Raw genomic sequence first — 19,709 nt, 5'->3', positions numbered from 1 at the left:
GCACAGTTCCGCCGACGGCCTGCTTCCGCCGCGCCTCCCTGTTCCATTGGCCGGCCTCCTCTCCGCCCGCAACCCCCTTTCGTCAGGCAAGCTGCTGCACACAGGCAAAAAATCTTTGCCTTTTGGCCCATAAGGCGCTACAATCGGAGCAGTACACAGAGGAGGCAATGGCATGACGGATCTGCTCATGAAATGCATCGCCCGCATCCGGAGCGACTTTCCCACCAAATTCGGAGTCCCCCGGCAGAGCGGCCTGGTGGACGCGCTGGAGGCTCTGGTGGTCTTTGAACCGGAATTCCGCAACCCGGATGCGCTGCGGGGACTGGACGGCTTTTCCCACATCTGGCTGATCTGGCAATTTTCCCAGGCGGTGCGGAAGACCTGGTCCCCGACGGTCCGTCCGCCCCGGCTGGGCGGTAATGCGCGGCTGGGGGTCTTCGCCACCCGCTCTCCCTTCCGCCCCAATCCCATCGGGCTCTCCTGCGTGCGGCTGCTTGGAGTGGAGGAGCAGCCCGGGCTGGGGCCTGTGCTGCGGGTGGCGGGCGCCGATCTGGTGGACGGCACGCCTATTTTCGATATCAAGCCTTATCTGCCCTATTCCGATATCCGGCCCGAGGCCACCGCCGGCTTTGCCCCCGGCGCGGACACGGTTTTGGAGGTCGTCTTTCCGCCCGGCCTGCTGGAGCGGGTGCCCCCGGAAAAGCGGGCGGCCCTGACGGGCGTGCTCTCCTGCGACCCCCGCCCGGCCTATCAAAAGGATCCGGACCGGGTCTACGGCTTGGATTTTGCGGGCTTAAACGTTCGTTTTTCTGTGTGCGGCCAGCTTCTTACCGTTCTGGATGTGCGTCCGCTGCCCGCGCATTGAGTCAATGCAGCCGGGCTTTTCCAGGCGGGGCTGCCGGCCCCGGATGTAAGTTCCCCTTGGGGCGCGGCCGGCGTGCGCCCTCCAAAAAGGCGGATACGACTCAAGTCGTATCCGCCTTTTTGGCTCCAGCGGCCACCGGCACCTCCGGCAGGACCGGGGCCCCGGCGATCCCGGCGCCCGGAAGGTCTTGGTATAATCATGTGCAACACGCAGCGCCGGCGGCCGGCATTCGGGCGCACGCGCCCCCTGCATTGGCACGAAGGGGGAAACCGGTCGCGATCACCATGCGCCAACATAGCCCAGTGTCACGGCGCTGCTGGCCGCGCCGGCGGCCATGCAGGCCGGGATGTCCTTTCCCCGCAGATATTCCATCACGAACCCGGCGATGTAGCTGTCCCCCGCCCCCATGGTGTCTTTCACCACGCAGGGCAGGACGCCCTGTGTATGGAACGCCGCGCCGTCAAAGGCCACGCTGCCCTTTTCTCCCCGGGTCGCCACGACCACCCGGGGGCCCAGCGCCGCCACCGCCGTCAGACGCTCCTTCAGGCGCTCCAAATCGCTGGCGTCGTCGGAGAAAAAGGCCAGTGTGGTATGGGGAAGGGCGATTTGGGCGGCCTCGTCCTCCGGCCGCTCGGCGCAGTCGAAGGCGACCGGCACCCCCCGGGCCGCAATCTGGGCCAGGCTCTTTTCCACACGCCCCCACAGCCCGGACACCACCAGGTCATGGGAGCAGAGGAACTCCACATCGCCGGGCGCGAGGACGAACTGCGCCATCACGCCCTCGTCGTAGTCGCCGAACACCCGCTCGCCGTCGATGAGACAGACGTGGCTGAGCGCGGTGGCTCCGGGCAGGCGCTTCACCCGGCGCACATCCACGCCCTTTTCCTCCAGCGCCCGGAGGATCAGCCCGCCGTATTCGTCGCTCCCCACCGCGCCGAGATAGGCGGACTGTCCGCCCATACGGCGGACGTAGACCGCCACGTTGACCGGGTTCCCGCCGGGAAACGCCTCGCCGGTGTTGTCGTAATAATCCACGCAGTTATCGCCTACGCAGGCAATCTTCATACCATCAGCTCCTTTGCCCGCTCCAGCGCCAGCCGCGCATACCGGGAGGGGGCGTCAATATAGTGGGTTACCAGCTCCAGGGTGGCGGCGCCGTCATAGCCCGCCGCGCGGATGTCCCGCAGCACCCGGCCCAGCGGCATCACGCCCTCGCCGGGCACCAGATGGGTCTCGCTGACCCCATCGGAATCCACCAGGTGGAGATGCCGCATCCGGCTCCCCAGGCGGCGGGGATAGTCCGCCGGGTCCTCGCCCTGCACAAAAGGCGCCGCCGCATCGCACATGCCGAACAGGGCGGGATGGTCCAGGCGCTCCAGCAGGGCGGCATAGGAGTCCAGGTCGGTGCACACGTCCGACTCGCAGGGGGTCAGGTTCTCCACCACCAGGGCGTGGCCCAGGCGCTGTGCCGCGTCTGCCAGGCGGAGCAGGCTGCGCTCCAGGCGCCGCGTCCTCTCCTGGGGCGGGAGGCCGCCGCTGTGTCCCATGGAGACGAGCGTGTACTCCGCTCCGACGGCGGCTCCGGCCCGGATGGCGGCCTCCAGGTACTCCATGCTGTCCTCCCACTGCCGCGGGCTGCCCAGCATATAGTTGTAGGGGTAGGCGTTGTGCTCCGGGGTATAGACCTTCACCGGCACCCCAAAGCGCCGGATCAGCGCCCGGACCTCCGCTCCATCGCCAGAAAGCAGATCCGGGGCAAACCCGTGGGGCCGCCCGCCCCAGAGCTCAATATAATCATATCCGAAACGGACGGCGTCTGCAAACGCATCTTCCAGCGCGGCGCGCTGATATCCACAGGTAAACAGTCCGAATTTCATGTCTCCTCCGCAACGGGCGCGGGGCGGAGGAGAGTCCTCCGCCCCGCGCGGTCAGCATCAATATTCCATCTGGCGGTAATAGCGCCGCAGCTTCATATCGTGGCCGGACAGCGCCTCCAAATGGGCGTCGATACGGTTGGTCACCGCGTGCATCAGCAGGTGGCTGAGGCTGCCGCGGTACTCCGGGTCGATGCCCTCCAGGGGGTAATCCGCCGTGTCGATCACGCAGAAATTGCCGCAGACCTTGGGCAGGAAGTGGGCCACCCGCAGGGCCAGCTCACGCTGGGAGTCCTCTCCAACAAACACGGTCACCGGGGTATCCCGGTCCACGATCTCCAGCATCCCGTGGAAGAACTCCGCGGCGTGAATGGACTTGGTGCGGATCCAGTGCATTTCCTCCCAGTAACACATGGCATAGGAGTAGGTGGCGCCGTAAAGGGTGCCAGCGCCCACGAAATAGTGGAGCTTGTCGTTCATGTGCGCCTTGGCGAAGGAGCGGCCAAACTCGTCGGCGGCCTTTTCCGCCGCGGCCAGCCCCTCCGGCAGACAGGCGTCCAGCTGGGCGTAGTAGCGGTCGTAGTCTTTGAACTCGCCCCGGAGGAACATGAACCGGTCCGCCGTCATGAAGAATTTCAGCTGCTCGTTGTGGGGGAAGCTGATGCACCAGTCCACCGCCCGGGCCAGGGGGGAGTCCTCCTTGTCGATGAACCCCAGCACCCGGGCGCCGGCGGCGTGGAGCTTTTCCACCGCCGCGCACATCTCCTCCGTAGTGCCCGTCACCGACGAGATGACCACGAAGGTCCGCTCCCCCACCCGCCGGTCGCCGGTGGTGTTGTACTCGGCGGCGTTGAGGGCAAACACCTCCATGGCGCTGCGCTCCTTCATGTGTACCGTGGTCTGAAGGCAGCTGGCCCACGTCCCGCCGATGCCCAGCCAGCACAGATTGCCGCACTGACCGGCCGCCGCGTCCACGATCGCCTCGATCTGTCCTCTCAGCGCCAGGGCGCCGCGGACATTGTCCAGATACGTCTCTTCCTCAAATTTTACCATGAATACTTCTCTCCTCTTTGCCGAGGGCTTTTGTTATATCAGCCTTCGCGCGGATTGATCATTCGCCGACCTTCAGCATCTGATAGTACTGGTCATAGATGGCCAGCGCGTCGCCCACGTCCTTTTGGAAGAAGATGTTGGTCTTATAGTCGAAATCAAAGGCGGGGTCGTTGCGGTACGCGTCGCTGGCGGCGGCCACGGCGGCGTCGTTGGGGCAGGAATAGGGGAAGTCCACCAGGTTGGCGGCCATGACCTCGGGCTCGCAGATGTAATTGAGGAACTTATGGGCCAGGTCGGTATGCTTGGCGCCCTTGGGTACTACAAACAGGTCAAAGCCAAGCTGTACCGGGTCGCTGGTAAAGGGGGCGATGGTCAGGGTGTTGTTCTCGCCCAGCTCGTTCATGGCCCAGGAGGCATTTCCGTCATAGGTCAGCATACAGGAGATGGTGCCGTTTACGATGTTTTCCTGGGTGGCGCCATAGGCGACCACGTTTTCGTTGAACTTGGTCAGCCACTCATAGGCCTCTTTGATCTCGCTCTCATTGGTGGAGTTGGGATCGTAGCCCAGTGCGATCAGAGCCATGGGGAACAGGTTGCGCGCACCGTCAATGCTGCCGATCTGGCCGGCCATCTCCGGCCGGATCAGGTCGTTGTAGCAGGTGATGTCGATGGGGCAGCGCTCGGTATCGTACACGATATAGATATAATTCATGAGATAGGGCACGCAGTAGTCCCGGTTGTCGCCAAACCAATAGGCCTCGTTGATATTGGCGTCGGCGTTGGGAATCTGCTCGTGGTCCAGCTGTTCCAGATAGCCGCCCTTGATGAGGGACTCCATGTAGGCGTCGCAGGTCATGATCAGGTCATAGCTGTCGCCGGCGCCGGCGGTCAGTTTGGTGATGGAGTCGGCGTTGTCGGACATATAGCTTAGGTTGACGGTGCAGTTGTTGGCCTTCTCAAAGTCGGAGATCAGGGTCTCGGAGATGTAGTCGCCCCACATGAAGATGTTCAGCTCACTGCTGGCGGCGGACGGTTCGTTTCCGCTGCCGGTGGGCTTGGGGTCTCCTCCGCCGCAGGCACACAGGGATAGCGCAAGCGTGAGCGCCAGGATCAGAGTCAGTGCTTTTTTCATTTTGTTGTTCCCTCCTACAAATAATCACATATCTTCCGCCGCCGGCCGGACCGGTCAAGCGGCGTGCGCGGATGAGCGTTTGGATTCCGCCTCTGCGGCAAGCCGGTTTTCCCGTTTTTTCAGGTACCGCTGCACGCCGTTCAGCGCCAGCATCCCCGCCACCATCAGGGCCACCATCACGGTGGTCAGCGCATTGACGTCGGGAGTGATTCCGGTACGGTTCAGCGACAGGATGAGCACCGGAAGAGTGGACTGAGACGGCCCGGCCAGCATATTGGACATGACCACGTCGTCGATGGACAGGGTAAACGCCAGGAAGGCGGAGGAAAGGATACCGGGCATAATGCTGGGCACCGTGACCCTCCAGAACGTCTGGAACCGGTTGGCCCCCAGATCCATGGACGCCTCCTGCAGCGTCTCGCTGTCGCCGGTGATGCGCCCCTTGATGGTGACCACGGCGTAGGGGATGCAGAAGGTGCAGTGGCCGATGAGGATGGTGCCCATGCCCAGACGGATGCCCACCGTCATAAAAATGATCAGCATCGCCACCGCCAGCACGATCTCGGGCACGATAATGGGCACATAGATCATCATGTTGATAAAGCGCTTGGTCCGAAACTCGAACTTTTTCAGCCCGATCCCGCCCAAAACGCCGATGGTCACGCTGATCAGGGTGGCCAGCACGGCGATGATCAGCGAATAAAGCAGCGCGTCCCACAAGTCGGTATTTGCAAAAGAGAACAGCTTACCGTACCACTCGGTGGTGAACCCCTGCCAGTAGTAGTTTCGTTTGGCGTCGTTAAAGGAGAATACGATCATTACCGCCACCGGGATATAGAAGACGGAATAGACCAGCACGGCGTAGAGGTTGCTCAAGATCCGCGCCGCTTTCCGGCGGCGCAGCCGTTTGTTCTTCGTCACGTCACACCACCTCCATATCCTCGAGTTTGGCAAAGCGCATATAAATGAAGATGAGCAGCGCGGTGATCGCCAGCAGCAGCACGCTCAGCGCCGCGCCCAGGGGCCAGTTCCGGATGGCGCCGAACTGGTTTTTGATGATGTTGCCGATGTAGAGCACCTTGCCGCCGCCCAGCATGTCGGTCACGGTGTAAATGCCCAGGGCAGGGATAAAGGTGAGAATGATGGCGGAGAAAATACCGGGGAAGGTCAGGGGGAGGGTCACCCGCAGGAAGGTGACCGACGGCTTTGCCCCCAGGTCCGCCGAGGCCTCCAGCATCGACTTCTGCAGCTTTTCGATGGAGGAGTACATGGGGAGGACCGCAAAGGGCAGCATATTGGTAATCAGGCCCAGCATGACCAGCCAATCGGTGTAAATGAACTTTATGGGCTCAGCCGTCAGCCCCAGGGCCATCAGCGCATGATTCACCGGACCGTTGGCCTGAAACAGCAGCATCCAGGCGTTCAGCCGCATCAGCGAATTGGTCCAGAAGGGGATCATGATGAGCATAATAAGGCGGGAGGCCACCTCAGGCGGCTTGCGGGCGATATAGTACGCAAAGGGATAGCCCACCAGCAGGCACAGCACCGTGGTCACCACGGCCACCTGAAAGCTCTTGGCAATGACCTTGAAATAAACCACATCCAGCAGCGTCTGATAGCTGTCGGTGCTGAATACATACTCCACTCCGCCGAAGGTGCCCCGGGTCATAAAGCTGATGTAAATGATAAAGAGCATGGGGATGGTGACGAACAGGATCATCCACAGGGAGACGGGGCCCGCCTGTGCCAGCAGGGGCAGGCGGCTGTGCCGCTTTTTCCCGCGGCGCGTTCCTTCGCGCTTCAGCATACCGCCGCCTCCCGGACCGCGCCCACCCTGGAGTCGTCATGGATGGCGACCGCTTTCTCGGCCTCCCACCAGATATGCACCGCGTCCCCCTCCCGCAGCGCGGGGTCGGCCTCCAGGCGGGAGAGCTTGACCTCCTGGCCGTTCTTCAGGTCCAGGCTGGTCTTGATCAGGGCGCCCATATAGATGAAGTCCTTCACCGTTGCAGGCAGGGAAAACCCGGCCACCGGTTCTCTGGAAACGCGGAGGTACTCGGGCCGGATGGCCACGCACAGCGCGTCCCCCACCCCGAAGCCCCGGCCCCGGCACCGGACGCCCCCCGCAGGGGTCTCCACCAAAAGCACGCCCTCTTCCACGCCGGTCACTCTGCCCTCCAGCACGTTGGATTCACCGATAAAGTCGGCCACAAACCGGGTGGCCGGGCGCTCATAGATCTCCATGGGCACGCCCATTTGCAGGATGACCCCGTCCCGCATGACCGCGATGCGGTCGGACATGGTCATGGCCTCTTCCTGGTCATGGGTAACATAGACGAAGGTGATGCCCAGCTTCTTCTGAAGGCGCTTAAGCTCGATCTGCATCTGCTTACGCAGCTTCAGGTCCAGGGCTCCCAGCGGTTCATCCAGCAGCAGGACCCTGGGGTTGTTGATGAGCGCCCGGGCGATGGCGATGCGCTGCTTCTGGCCGCCGGACAGGGCCTCCGGCTTGCGCTTTTCGTAGTCGGCCATCTGTACCAGCTCCAGCATCTCGGTCACCCGGCGGCGGATCTCGTCCTTGGGTACCTTGCGGATGGTGGGACCATAGGCCACATTGTCATACACCGTCATGTGCGGGAAGAGGGAATAGTTCTGAAAGACCGTGTTCACGTCCCGCTGGAAGGGCTCCTTCTCCTCCACGCGGACGCCCTGGACCTCAATGCTGCCCTCAGTGGCGTCTTCGAAGCCCGCAATCATGCGCAGGGTCGTGGTCTTTCCGCAGCCGGACGGCCCCAGCAGCGTCAAAAATTCTCCCTCTTCGATCTCCAGGTTCATGTCTTTGACGACATGGTTATTGCCGTACCATTTCTCCACATTCCGCAGAGATACGATGGAAGCTGCCATTCCTCCCACTCCTTTGCTCTCCAGGATGAGATAAGTATATATCTTTTTTGTACCAATTTCAATGTAAAATGTACATTCTAAACAGTTTTTAGTATATTATACAAGGCTCAAACATAAAAAATGACCACTATTCCAAAAATAGCGGTCATGAAATAATACCAAAGCATAAATTGGTATAATATTTACCTTTGAAAATGGACCAAGAACTCGCAACGGTCGCTGTGGGTATAGCTGCGGGAGAACTCGATGGCCCGCCCCTCCCGGTCGTAGGTGGCGCCGGAAAACTCCAGGACGGCGTTCTCCTCCCTGAGGCCGATCAGCCTGGCCTCAGCCGGATCCAGATGGGTGATGGCAAGACGCTGTTCCCCCCGAACCGGGTAGATCCCATTCCACCGATAGACCTCGAAGATGGAGAAGAGATTGATGTCCACCTCTTCAAAGCCGGGTACCACGTCGGTGGGAATGAAGATCTCCTCCAGCGCGATGGGCTTCCCATTTGCCTGGCAGATGCGCCGGACATACCAGATGTCCTCTTCCGGGGCACAGCCCAGGATCTGAGCGTAGAGGGGTCCCGCCTGCCGAAGCGCCTTGATGAGCACCCGTGTGCCGGGGCGCTGGCTCCGCTCCCGCATGGTCTGCCGAAAGCCGCCCAGGGTCTCCATGTCCCGTTCCAGCTTGGGGGCGGTGACAAAAACGCCCTTGCCCTGCACACTGTGGAGAAGCCCCTCATATTCCAGCGCCGCCAGGGCGCTCCGCACCGACAGGCGGTTGAGGCCGTAGGCCTCCGACAGCTGGCTCTCCGAAGGGATGCACGTTCCCGGCGGATACTCTCCCTCGTCGATCTTAGCGCGAATCACTTCCCGTAGCTGGGTGTGCAGAGGGGAACGGTCGGTCAGTTTATCCTTCATCCCCGCCCCCGATCCAGTAGAGGGTGCTGCTCATCTGCATCCGGTCACAGCGCCCGATGGTGCGGCAATATTCAATGAGGGACCCGTCGTCGCCATAGACTTCGCTGACGATCCAGAAGGCAGGCACCCCAGCCGCCGTCCCCAGGTAATCGGCCTCCTCGGGCGTAGTGGTGGTAATGCTGATTCTCTCATAGCCGTGGTGCATGATCAGGTGATAGTTCTCCTCCATGACGGCAAAGAGGGACCCGCCTACCAAATCCCGCTCCTCCAGCCCCGGGGTCAGCGCGGCGGGGATATAGGCGGTCTCGATCATGAGCGGGGTCCCGTCCAGCATCCGAAGGCGGATGACACGGTACAGCCTTTCTCCCAGCACACGCTGAAAGCGCCGTGCCAGCTGTTTATCACACTCCACCATGGAAAGACCCAGCAGCCGGGTTTCCGGCTTCATGCCCAGATCGGCCGCGTATTGGGTAAAGCTTTTCAGATCCTGCAGCACCCGGTCTACCCGCGGGGTAAAGCAGGTCCCGCTGCCCTGGACCGCATGCACGCGCCCGTCGCTCACCATCCGGGCCAGGGTGCTGCGCAACGTGCTGCGGTTCAGTCCCCACATCTGGCACATGGTCCGCTCGGGCGGAAACTTGTCGTTGCCCTTCATCTGATTTCTTATGATATATGCCTCGATGGCCTCCTGGGCCGCCTGCCGTGGGCGAGGGGTGTATCGTCTGACCTTGTCCACCATCGATCTCCTCCAAATTGGTATGACTTTATCATAGCATAGCCGCCCCTGCCCCGCAAGCGGCAGTTTGCCTCAACCCTTCGTATGGCCCCTGGCAAGCGCCGTTCAATCATTGTGCAAAACCTGATGGCCGGTCAAAAAACAAAGCGGAGGCTCACACAAGACAAAGTGTGCGTCTCCGCGCTTAGGACCGAAAACGGCATCGGGAGATACGGCCCTAGAACCTTTTGAATGCCTGCAAACCTGCTTATCACCAGCAAAGCAGCCCGACATGATCCGGTACAATACGTATGCAAAAGTAGAGCAACGTCCTCGCAAGGACAAACAGGCAGTCTTATATGCCTACAGTTTAACGCAGAAGAACGAGATATTCCCCTGATTTATTCCAATGCAGGAAATCAAAATCTGACCCGCCTTAAACAAAAAAAGCCCGATATTGCCTCTGTATAGCAGTCTTCAAATATGAACGGTTGCAATTTTTTGAAAAAATGTCATACTATAATCGAAATCCACGCTATATGGCAGGAGGGAAGCCCGTTGAACGGTAACTACTATCTCTTTACCAATCTTCTATCAGACGAGGAAACTCGCATCATTACAGATATCATCGGGCATATAGAACGCGGAGACGGTCGTATTGGCATCCAACAGATTGCAAACGAAAACTTTGTCTCATCCACATTTATTATTAAGATGTGCAAACGCTTGGGTTTCGATGGCTATAGTGAGCTCTACTACCATCTTTCTCAACGGGTCAATGTGTACAGTCAGGCTCCGAGAGATGCCGCTATCCGCGAGTTAGTGGACAACTACGATGAAAATATAGGCAAGAAATTTTGTGCTTTGCTGTCTGAGTTTCAAAATCAAAAGATTTTCGCGGATGGCAGCGGCTTTGCTGATTTAGTAGCAGACTATATCGTTCAGCGGTTGGCCGTCTGTGGCTTCATGGTATTTAATCGGGTGCATTTTTACGACTTTATGATTTTCCATAAAGAAAGCAAGGCGCTCGTGACCAATATTGAGCCATCCCTTATGATCGCTATTTCCCAGAGCGGTGAAGCAGTGCCCGTACTGAACGATGTGCGAACAGCCAAATCAAAGGGATTCAAGATTATCTGCTTCACCAAAAGAGAAAACTCCACATTAGCCCAGTTGTCGGACTTAGTGCTCATCGTTGACGGAGCAAAGCAAATGCTGGTCGGCGGAATTCCTAACCCATTTTTTGGCCGGGTTATTCTGGCGTTTGAGGAATTGATGGGTTATTATTTCCGGACGATTGGAGAATCGGATACAGTCGAAATAAAATAACTCAAACGGAAAATTTTTACTCGTGGCGGTATGCTATACTGTAATTGCAGATAGCATACCGTCTGCTTTAGGACGGTGGCTAAACAAAAAACAAAATGAAACGGGAGGTTTATTATGAAAAAGTTTTTTGCTCTTGCGCTGTCCTTGGTGATGTGCATTGGCCTGCTGGCAGGCTGCGGCGACAAACCCCAGACGGACAATCCCCCTCCTGCGGATTCTCAGGAGGAAACCGGCCCCAAGAAGGTTGATAAGCTGAGCGTGTACTTTGTCCCGTCTCGTGAGCCCGGCGAGATCATCACGGTTACTGAGCCTCTGAAGCAGCTCCTGAAGGATGAAATGCTGAATCAGGGCTATGACATTGGCGAAGTCGTCATCAACGTGGGCACCACCTACGAAGCTGTTGGTGAGGCTCTGGGTGCAGGCACTGCCGATGTGGGCCTGATTCCCGGCGGCACTTATGTTCTCTATGATGATGGCTGTGATGTTATCCTGACCGCCACCCGCGACGGTCTCAGCAAGGACTTCGATGACGCGAAGGATTGGAACGATGGCCAGCCTACCGAGGCTTCTACGAAGCAGGCTGTTTCCTATCGTGCTCTGATGATCGCTGGTCCCTCTGAAAAGGGCCAGGCGCTGACTGCCAAGGTCAATGCCGGCGAAGAGCTGACTTGGGATGACCTGAACGGCGCCAACTGGAGCGTTATGGGTTCTTCCTCTCCCGCCGGTTACATCTATCCTTCTCTGTGGCTCCAGGATCGCTATGAAAAGGGCATTACCGACCTCGCCAGCGCGGTCCAGTCCGATTCCTATGCCAGCGCCTTTGCTCGTCTGGCCTCTGGTCAGGTTGACGTTCTGGTGACCTATGCCGACGCCCGCCGTGACTATGCCGAGCGTTGGAACACCGAGTTTAACCGTGAAGGCTCCATCTGGGAGGAGACCGGCGTGATCGGCGTCACCGCTCCCATCTACAATGATACCGTTTCCGTCAGTAAGTCCGCACCCAATATGGATGCTGACATGGTTGCTGCTCTCCAGGAGGCATTCATCAATATCGGCAATACCCCCGAGGGCAAGGAAGTCATCGCTATTTACAGCCACAACGGCTATCAGAAGGCCCAGTCCTCCGACTATGATAACGAGCGGGCCGCTCAGCAGTTGATTCAGGAACTGACTGCAAACTAATCATCCCAAAATCGCCCCTAATTCGGAGGAGAGGATTTCCCCAGGCATACGCCGGAGGGGCGTCCTCTCCTCCGCGTTCTATCAAGAAACGAGGTGTACCTCATGATCGTATTTGACCATGTATCGAAAATTTATCCCAATGGCACAGTTGGTCTGGACGATGTAAATCTGACGATCCAGGACGGTGAGTTTGTCGCCATCATTGGACGTTCTGGCGCAGGTAAGTCCACGTTGCTGCGCGCCGTGAACCGGATGCACGACATCAGCAAAGGAACGCTGACCGTCAATGATACCAACGTCAGCGGCCTGCGGGGCAAGGCTCTGCGGCATTTCCGGCGTGAGATCGGCATGGTGTTCCAGTCCTTCAATCTGGTGTCCAGAACCACCGTGATCCGAAACGTCCTGTCCGCCCGAGTCCCGGAAATGCCATTCTGGAGGGTATTGTTGGGCGCTTTCCGCAAGGAGGATAAGATCACAGCTCTGGAGTCTCTTGATAAGGTCGGGATTTTGGATAAGGCATACATTCGAGCCGACCAACTATCCGGCGGCCAGCAGCAGCGTGTCGCTCTGGCCCGGACGCTGGCTCAGAAACCGAAGATCATCCTTGCCGACGAGCCGGTGGCCGCACTGGACCCTGTCACCGCAAAGCAGGTCATGGAGGATTTTGTCCGTATCAACAAAGAAATGGGCATCTCCATTTTGCTGAACATCCACCATGTTGAGCTCGCCATCGAATATGCCGACCGCATCATCGGTATCCGTGCGGGTAAAATTGTCTATGATGGCCCTTCCAAAGAAGTTGACCAGGCGGTACTGGACTCTATCTATGGGGAGGCTGCCAAGCAGGAGGCGACGGCATGAAACTATACGACCGCATTTTCAAGCCTCGGCAATACACGCTGCCCAATGGAAAAGTGGTTGAGGAGAAATTTACTCGACTGCCGCTGATCCTGCTGATCCTGCTGATTTGCACGGTCATATCGGTAAATGTCACAGGCTTTAACTTCACTGTTTTGGCGAGCAACGGAAGTAAGTTCTTCGATATTCTGAGAGATATGTTCCCACCCAAAACCGATTATCTCCCCAAAATTTGGCAGCCGTTGTGGGACACTATCAAAATGTCGATTTTAGGCTCTTTCGTTGGTGCGGTGCTGGCTATACCGTTTGCAGTTCTTGCCGCCAGTAATATCGTCACCAATCCGGTCGTTCTTTTTGTTGTGCGCCTGTTTTTGAGCTTGGTTCGCACGCTGCCGACACTGGTCTGCGCGTTAATCGCTACTTACATTTTTGGCCTGGGCACCATGGCAGGTACCTGCGCGATTGCGGTATTTACATTTGCATACATTGGCAAGCAGCTTTTTGAAATAATTGAGACTGTGGATATGGGCCCCTTTGAGGCAATGGAGGCTCTGGGAGCAACGCGCGTGCGTGCGTTTATTACTGCGGTATTTCCACAGGTGCTTCCGACATACCTTTCTGTGTCCTTGTTCTGTCTGGAGGGCAATGTCCGCTATGCCTCTATTTTGGGCTATGTTGGCGCCGGTGGCCTGGGCCTCATTATGAATGGGAAGATTGGCTGGCGTGAATATAGCAGCGTGGGAATGATTTTAATCGTCCTGTTTGTGACCGTGGTGATCATTGAGTGGTTCAGCCATGCGGTCCGTAAGCGCTTGACTTGAAAGGGGGCGGCAACATGGAAAACACCATTAAAGCAGCGTATGAAAACGCCCCGAAAACATGGATCTACAAATTACTCCTTGCCTTTGCCATCGCCTGTGTTTTGGCATGGTCGAGTTCTACGGTGGTCATCAGCAACGCGACGGGAAACGGGCTGGAGGTTGCCGGAAACATCCTCTCTGGCATTTTTCATCCGGACACGAAGTTGCTGTTCAACTTCACCACGTCCGGCGTGGCATATCTGCTGCTGGAGACTCTGTGCATAGCCTTCCTGGGCACGATTGTTGGCGCGGTCATCTCTGTACCGCTGTCTTTCCTGTCGGCACCTAACCTGATGCCCCGTCCCATTGCACTGATCGGACGCTTTGCGATTGCTGCCATCCGTACGATCCCTGCGTTTATCTATGGACTGATGTTTATTCGGGTCACTGGCCCCGGCCCCTTTGCGGGCCTGCTCACCATGTCCCTTTGCTCGATAGGCATGGTCTCGAAAAACTTCATCGAGAGCATTGAGGACTTGGATAAACGCATTTTGGAGTCTCTTGACGCCGCAGGGTGCACAACATTTCAGAAGATCCGCTACGGAATCCTACCCCAGCTGTTCCCGGATTTCATGTCCACGCTGATCTATCGGTTTGACATGAATCTCCGAGACGCCACCGTGTTGGGATTGGTCGGTGCAGGCGGTATTGGCGCCCCCCTAATTTTTGCCATGAGCGCCTACCGGTGGAATGAGGTCGGATCTATCCTGTTGGGATTGATCTTGTTGGTTCTGATTATTGAGTGGATCTCCGCAAAGATCCGCACGAAATTGACGCGGGGGTAACGCTATGGGAGAAAAACATCTGCAAATTTATTTCACCTCTGATCTCCATTCCTACATCTACCCCACAGACTATCGGACACCCGGTGAACGAGATATCGGCCTTTTCAAATGCGCCAACCGCTTTTGTAAGGACGGAAACACACTGGTGATTGATGGCGGTGATCTCCTCCAAGGCTCTCCATTGGGCGCATTTTGTCATGACTCCATCGGTGATGCCGAAAAATTCTCGAGTATCATGAACAGTTGCGGCTACGACTATGTGACCCTGGGCAACCATGACTTTAATTTTGGCATGGATTATTTGGCTACATACCTCAATGCACTTGATGCCCGCTGCGTCTGCCAGAATGCATTAAACAGTGATGGTGCGGTACGTTTCCCATGGCATATCCATGTCCTTGAAAATGGCTTACGCATCGGTATTGTCGGCATCGTGACCGACCATGTGAATGTATGGGAACGCCCGGAGCATCTGGTAGGTCTGAAAATTTCCGAGCCGTTTTCCGCCGCAAAGGCGGCCCTGAACGAGATGCATGGGCAGGTAGACTTAACTGTCTGTGTCTATCACGGCGGATTTGAGCGGGATTTGACCAGTGGCCGGGTACTGAGCGAGAGTACAGAGAATATCGGGTATCGGATTTGTCAGGAACTTGATTTCGATATTTTATTGACTGGGCATCAGCACATGTCCGTAGCGGGGCAAATGGTGTTCGGAACTTTTGTTGTTCAGCCATCCGACTCCGGTCGTGAGTTTCTCTCGGTACGAGCCGTGGTAGCCAATGGGCATAAAGCAATCACCAGCCAGACGATTCCCGCCAGCGGGGAATGTGAGCCGGCGCTGCTGGATCGCTTCACAGATATGGAAAAAGGCGCCCAGACATGGCTGGATGTTGTGGTAGGCCATTTAGATCGCCCGCTGCTTCCGGCCCCTCCTCTCGTCATGGCGGCGGAAGGCAACGATATTGCCAATTTCTTCAATGAGGTTCAGTTAGCGAGTTCCGGAGCCCAAATCTCAGCAACCAGCTTGGCAAATGAAGTAGCCGGACTTCCACAGATCGTTCACCGCAGGGATGTGTTAACGGCCTACCCCTATACAAATACGCTGACGGTATTGGAAATCAGTGGCGAAGTTCTGCGGAAAGCCATTGAACGAAGTGCTGAGTATTTTGCGCTGGACGACGATGGACAGTTGTGCGTATCAGACCAGTTCCTCAAGCCAAAAGTCGAACACTACAACTTTGATTACTATGCTGGCGTGGACTACACCATAGATGTTAAACGCCCCATCGGTCAAAGAGTATCCAGCCTAATGTATCATGGGCGGCCAGTGACCGCACAGGACAGCTTTACGATTTGTGTCAACAGCTATCGGGCCAGCGGTGCCGGAGGCTACCCCATGTATTTGCATTGCCCGGTTGTCCGAGAGATCAACGCAGAAATGTCGGATTTGATTTTGGATTTTTTCAAGAGCAAGCCACTTCTGACCGTAGAAAATCCGTCCAATTGCTGTGTGCTCATCGAAAAAGTGTGATCTCACTTCAGTAGAACTCCGTCTGTTACCATAGTGTTTGCCAATCTGATTGCATCCGGAAGGAGGCGGGGAAGATATTATATTTTCTGGACACGTTAAGAGGGTTGTCAATAGTTTCTATTTTCTTTCGTTTTCTGCTCGCAACTGCGTGCGGTGCTGTGATTGGATATGAGCGCGGCAAGCGGAAGCACGCTGCAGGACTGCGTACACATATTGTTGTTTGCATTGGCGCTGCGTCCGTTATGATGTTGAGTCAATTCCTTTCGGTCTATTCAGACTCCAGCACCGACCCGTCTCGTTTGGGCGCTCAGGTCATCAGCGGAATTGGCTTTCTCGGAGCTGGCAGCATTATCATCACGGGCCATCATCGGGGGCAACACATTAAAGGACTTACAACGGCTGCTGGATTATGGGCATCCGCATGTATGGGGCTTGTTGTTGGAAGCGGATTCTATGAAGCTGCGGTAATTATGTGCGCATTTTTGTTTGCAGTTATTGCAACATTGAATCATCTGGATGCAAAGTACCTAAAAGACTCTACCGTTATGCGATTTTATATTGAATACACTACAGAAACACCATTCTCAACCATTCTCGCAACATTGAGAGAGTACGAGTGGCATCTATCTAATCTCGAATATACCGGTGGCAACAATGCGCCAATCAATGGAGCTATCATTGATGTCCAGCGTTCGGGGCGGGATTCGGATCGCAATGCGCTGTTGTCTGCTCTGCGAGTTACAAACGGAATCCTTTTTGTCGAGGATGCATAAAACAAAACGGCTTTTATTTGCCCAGCCGGACGCGCCTTTACTGTAAAAAACTGTATGTGCCTTGACATGTATGCTGGTTCGTTCTATCATTAAATTAGGCGAAAGCCAATCTCGCAGCTTTCCGGTGAGGTCCACACCCCTGTGTGACCTCAGACGTTCATGAGCCTCGTAGGGCACCAACACCACCCTGTACGAAGGAAACTTCCATGAAGGTCTACAGTTTTTGGCGCTGTGCCGGCAGCGTGGGTGTGTATCTTTCCGTCGAAAGCGGAAAGGACACAAATGAACGACATTGTCGTTATCGAATACAATGGTGAGCAAGTATCAGTGCCAAAGGAGGTCGCAGACTTCCTGGAGCAGGATCGGAAACGGGAACAGGCGCAGGAAAAGCAGGACCAAAGGCATCTGAGTAAAAGTGAGTTTGAAACGGTGCTGTTCTGCTCGGATAGTGTCAGGCGTCCCGTGGAGGATACTGTCCTCCGGAACCTCCGACTTGAAAATCTGCGAAAGGCCGTCGGAAATTTGGATGACCAGGGCCAAGACCTGATCTCTCTTCGCTATGGCGGGGAACTGACCATGGAGGAGATCGGCAAGGTCTATGGGATCTCCAAGATGGCCGTATCCAAGCGGCTGAAAAAGCTTCACGAAAAGTTGAGGAACTCTGTCTCATGACAGGGCCCCTCAATTTTTTTATTTTTCTGGTTTACAAACCGCCTTTGAGTGTCCTTATAAGTGAGGGACAAAGTTCACCGGCTGGAGGCCGCAGCCGAGTGCGTCTCATCTGACTACAAAAGGAGCGGATGTTCATGACCCAATTCAAGATACACAATCAAGTGCTGATACAGCTTTTGAGGATCACAGCTGAGAGGGAAACCATGGACTACATCATTCAGGAGATGAAGCAGGACCTTGATGATGATATGCCAGCGGAGGAACTGGTGAGAGCTTTTGCGAAGGCACCTGACAAGCCTACCAAACTAACTACCTACCACCAGATGATCGCAATGGATAAATTGTTGGAGTGCGCAGAGATCAACTGCCGGACGCTCTGCGATCTGGTCCGCTATCAATATCTGAAGCAGGCTGGGATCGTCAACTCGGTGGATGAATTTTTACAGATGTTCCGCCCGGAGGTGAATTCTGATTTTGTGGAGGATGATTGATGAAACCTAAAAAGTTGGTTATCAAATGTATGGACGCACATCCTCTCTCTGAAGCGTGAGGACGCCGCCCGCCTGGGGTATGACAATGTCCAGGCGTGGCGTGCTCTCCTGCGGACAAACAGAAATGATATCGCTGCCGCCATGAATATTCCGCTGGAGGACTTCCGCTGGTACGCTGCGTTTCACAATGAGGGGGACCATCCCCATGTACATACGATGGCGTGGTCGGCAAAGCCGGGGCAGGCCTATCTCTCCAGGGACTCCGGCAGATCAAATCCGAGCTGACCAATCAGATCTTCCGTCAGGAGATGCTGCACATCTATGAGCAGAAATCTGTTTCCCGTGATGAGTTGGTTCGCCAAACCAGAAAGTCACTGCGGGAGTTGACCCGGCAAATGCGAAGCAGCATCTGCGACCAGCCGGACACGGAGCGGCTCATGCAGGAGCTGTCCTCTCAGCTGGAATCGGTCCACGGAAAAAAGTCTTACGGCTATCTTCCGAAGCAGGCGAAGAAAATCGTGGACGAGATCGTGGATCAGATGGGGCGTCTGCCGGTCGTCAGCGAGTGCTACGACCAGTGGTGGCAGCTCCAATGTCAGGTGGACGATCACTATTCTGAGAAGGAGCGCAAACGCCCAAAGCTCTCTGAGCAGAAAGAATTCCGGGCCATCAAGAACGCCGTCATCCGGGAGGCGGAGCATATCCGCATGGGCACAGTCTCCTTTGAGGACAAAGAATTGGAACGAGAGGACGAATGGTTCGATGACCGGCGGCTCTCCTACGACTGCTGGGATTGCTGGGATGCCATCAACAGTGAGGACACCCCGCTGGACGACAGGGACTACACCGCAAACAGTCTGAATGAGCTGGCGGAAGACGGCGACGCCTACGCACAATATTTCATGGGCAAGCTGTATCGGGACGGTGGCCTATTGGTCCCCGACTCTGTGAACGCCCGGTACTGGTTTGCCCAGGCGGCGATGCAGGACCTTCCTGTGGCGCAGTACGCCCTGGGCAAATTATATCTCTCTGACGATTCGGAGGTACACGACGTCGAAGAAGGCATCCGCTGGCTGAAAGCTGCCACTCAGAACGGCAGTGACTACGCCGCCTACCGTCTGGGCAAGGAATACCTGCGCGGCAAGTTCGTGGAGCAGGACGAGGAACAGGCCGTGGCCTACTTCACCCAGGCGGCAGAGATGGGAAATCAGTTTGGGCAGTACATGCTGGGCAAGCTGTACCTCATGGGGCGGAGCGTTCCCCACGACATGGACGCGGCCATCCACTGGTTGAAGCGGGCAGCAGACCAGGGCGACGCCTACGCACAATTCTTCCTGGAGCGCCTGGATGACTTCAAACCGCCCTCTGTCATTCTGTCCGTGACCAGACTGCTCCACCACATGGGAAATATCTTTCAGGACCACTCCCTGCCCAAGTCCGGTTCCACCGGAATGCAGATCGACCGCAAGCGGCTGGCGCAGCTCAGGGAAAAGAAAATTGCTCTGGGCCACAAACCGGATGACTATGAAGACCAGGGCTGGGGCGGCATGACCATGGGCGGATGGTAAACAGTCAGGAACTGCACCACATAAACAAAGAATACGCGTTGGATTTCTTCCGCAAAATCAGTAGCTTTCCGGTGGGAGTTGTGGTATGTGTGGAGGGATATCATAGAAGTGCAGAGAGTAAACACCCAAAAGTGATAGAATAAGAAATACAGGAAGGTGTTTACGATGCGCAAATATGATAAGGAATTCAAAGAGGAAGCAGTCAAGCT

At 56.5% G+C, this 19,709-nt stretch carries 20 protein-coding genes and 1 pseudogene; 12 read left to right on the top strand and 9 right to left on the bottom strand.

Going from position 1 to position 19,709, the window contains the following annotated elements; translation table 11 throughout:
* The first annotated feature begins 172 nt into the window (after positions 1-172).
* A complete protein-coding gene (gene tsaA / locus H8S57_RS03130) occupies positions 173-865 on the top strand; it encodes a tRNA (N6-threonylcarbamoyladenosine(37)-N6)-methyltransferase TrmO (protein WP_186906627.1) in 693 nt (230 codons plus the stop codon).
* 279 nt (positions 866-1,144) lie between these two features.
* Here tsaA and frlD read toward each other — a convergent pair whose 3' ends face one another.
* From frlD to H8S57_RS03085, 9 genes are all read right to left on the bottom strand, one after another.
* Positions 1,145-1,930 (bottom strand): fructoselysine 6-kinase, encoded by a 786-nt coding sequence (frlD, locus tag H8S57_RS03125; protein ID WP_186906626.1) that lies wholly within the window; start codon positions 1,928-1,930, stop codon positions 1,145-1,147.
* A complete protein-coding gene (gene frlC, locus H8S57_RS03120) occupies positions 1,927-2,742 on the bottom strand; it encodes a fructoselysine 3-epimerase (RefSeq protein WP_186906625.1) in 816 nt (271 codons plus the stop codon). Before frlC ends, frlD begins: the two co-directional genes overlap by 4 nt.
* A gap of 57 nt (positions 2,743-2,799) precedes the next feature.
* Positions 2,800-3,792: an SIS domain-containing protein gene (locus H8S57_RS03115; protein WP_186906624.1), complete on the bottom strand. Its 993-nt coding sequence runs from the start codon at positions 3,790-3,792 to the stop codon at positions 2,800-2,802.
* Positions 3,793-3,850: 58 nt separating this feature from the next.
* Positions 3,851-4,924, bottom strand: coding sequence for a polyamine ABC transporter substrate-binding protein (locus H8S57_RS03110; RefSeq protein ID WP_186906623.1), 1,074 nt, complete (start codon positions 4,922-4,924; stop codon positions 3,851-3,853).
* A 54-nt stretch (positions 4,925-4,978) separates the two neighbouring features.
* The gene (locus H8S57_RS03105) at positions 4,979-5,845 is read right to left on the bottom strand and encodes an ABC transporter permease (RefSeq protein ID WP_186906622.1); all 867 of its coding nucleotides are present in this window, start codon (positions 5,843-5,845) and stop codon (positions 4,979-4,981) included.
* A gap of 1 nt (position 5,846) precedes the next feature.
* Positions 5,847-6,731, bottom strand: a complete 885-nt coding sequence (locus H8S57_RS03100; protein WP_186906621.1) for an ABC transporter permease — start codon at positions 6,729-6,731, stop codon at positions 5,847-5,849.
* The gene (locus H8S57_RS03095; RefSeq protein WP_186906620.1) at positions 6,725-7,828 is read right to left on the bottom strand and encodes an ABC transporter ATP-binding protein; all 1,104 of its coding nucleotides are present in this window, start codon (positions 7,826-7,828) and stop codon (positions 6,725-6,727) included. Before H8S57_RS03095 ends, H8S57_RS03100 begins: the two co-directional genes overlap by 7 nt.
* A 182-nt stretch (positions 7,829-8,010) precedes the next feature.
* Positions 8,011-8,736, bottom strand: coding sequence for a GntR family transcriptional regulator (locus H8S57_RS03090; protein WP_186906619.1), 726 nt, complete (start codon positions 8,734-8,736; stop codon positions 8,011-8,013).
* Positions 8,726-9,475 (bottom strand): GntR family transcriptional regulator, encoded by a 750-nt coding sequence (locus H8S57_RS03085; protein WP_186906618.1) that lies wholly within the window; start codon positions 9,473-9,475, stop codon positions 8,726-8,728. Before H8S57_RS03085 ends, H8S57_RS03090 begins: the two co-directional genes overlap by 11 nt.
* Before the next feature lie 534 nt (positions 9,476-10,009).
* Between H8S57_RS03085 and H8S57_RS03080 the strand changes: the two genes are divergently transcribed.
* From H8S57_RS03080 to H8S57_RS18365, 11 genes and pseudogenes are all read left to right on the top strand, one after another.
* Positions 10,010-10,780, top strand: coding sequence for a MurR/RpiR family transcriptional regulator (locus H8S57_RS03080; RefSeq protein WP_186906617.1), 771 nt, complete (start codon positions 10,010-10,012; stop codon positions 10,778-10,780).
* Positions 10,781-10,894: 114 nt separating this feature from the next.
* Positions 10,895-11,962, top strand: a complete 1,068-nt coding sequence (locus H8S57_RS03075; RefSeq protein ID WP_186906616.1) for a PhnD/SsuA/transferrin family substrate-binding protein — start codon at positions 10,895-10,897, stop codon at positions 11,960-11,962.
* A gap of 102 nt (positions 11,963-12,064) precedes the next feature.
* Complete coding sequence (gene phnC / locus H8S57_RS03070; RefSeq protein ID WP_186906615.1) at positions 12,065-12,823, top strand: phosphonate ABC transporter ATP-binding protein; 759 nt, start codon at positions 12,065-12,067, stop codon at positions 12,821-12,823.
* Complete coding sequence (gene phnE / locus H8S57_RS03065; RefSeq protein WP_186906614.1) at positions 12,820-13,641, top strand: phosphonate ABC transporter, permease protein PhnE; 822 nt, start codon at positions 12,820-12,822, stop codon at positions 13,639-13,641. Before phnC ends, phnE (H8S57_RS03065) begins: the two co-directional genes overlap by 4 nt.
* 14 nt (positions 13,642-13,655) lie before the next feature.
* Positions 13,656-14,465: a phosphonate ABC transporter, permease protein PhnE gene (gene phnE, locus H8S57_RS03060; RefSeq protein WP_186906613.1), complete on the top strand. Its 810-nt coding sequence runs from the start codon at positions 13,656-13,658 to the stop codon at positions 14,463-14,465.
* 4 nt (positions 14,466-14,469) lie between these two features.
* Entirely contained in the window at positions 14,470-15,996 is a 1,527-nt protein-coding gene (locus H8S57_RS03055) for a bifunctional metallophosphatase/5'-nucleotidase (protein WP_186906612.1), read from the top strand.
* A 104-nt stretch (positions 15,997-16,100) separates the two neighbouring features.
* Positions 16,101-16,769: an MgtC/SapB family protein gene (locus H8S57_RS03050; protein WP_243204669.1), complete on the top strand. Its 669-nt coding sequence runs from the start codon at positions 16,101-16,103 to the stop codon at positions 16,767-16,769.
* Between the two features lie 282 nt (positions 16,770-17,051).
* Positions 17,052-17,441, top strand: a complete 390-nt coding sequence (locus H8S57_RS03045; protein ID WP_186906611.1) for a sigma-70 family RNA polymerase sigma factor — start codon at positions 17,052-17,054, stop codon at positions 17,439-17,441.
* 134 nt (positions 17,442-17,575) lie between these two features.
* Positions 17,576-17,932 carry a hypothetical protein gene (locus H8S57_RS03040; RefSeq protein ID WP_186906610.1) on the top strand — a complete coding sequence of 119 codons (357 nt, stop codon included), beginning with the start codon at positions 17,576-17,578 and terminating at the stop codon, positions 17,930-17,932.
* Positions 17,933-17,971: 39 nt separating this feature from the next.
* A pseudogene (mobP3, locus tag H8S57_RS18370) lies at positions 17,972-18,711 on the top strand (MobP3 family relaxase); the annotation flags it as partial.
* Positions 18,712-18,834: 123 nt separating this feature from the next.
* Positions 18,835-19,500, top strand: coding sequence for a tetratricopeptide repeat protein (locus H8S57_RS18365; protein ID WP_243204672.1), 666 nt, complete (start codon positions 18,835-18,837; stop codon positions 19,498-19,500).
* Positions 19,501-19,709: the final 209 nt, after the last annotated feature.

The organism is Lawsonibacter hominis (assembly GCF_014287895.1).
GTDB lineage: Bacteria > Bacillota > Clostridia > Oscillospirales > Oscillospiraceae > Lawsonibacter_A > Lawsonibacter_A hominis.
The sequence above is the reverse complement of the archived record's forward strand: the minus strand, read 5'-3'. Positions and strand labels throughout refer to the sequence as shown.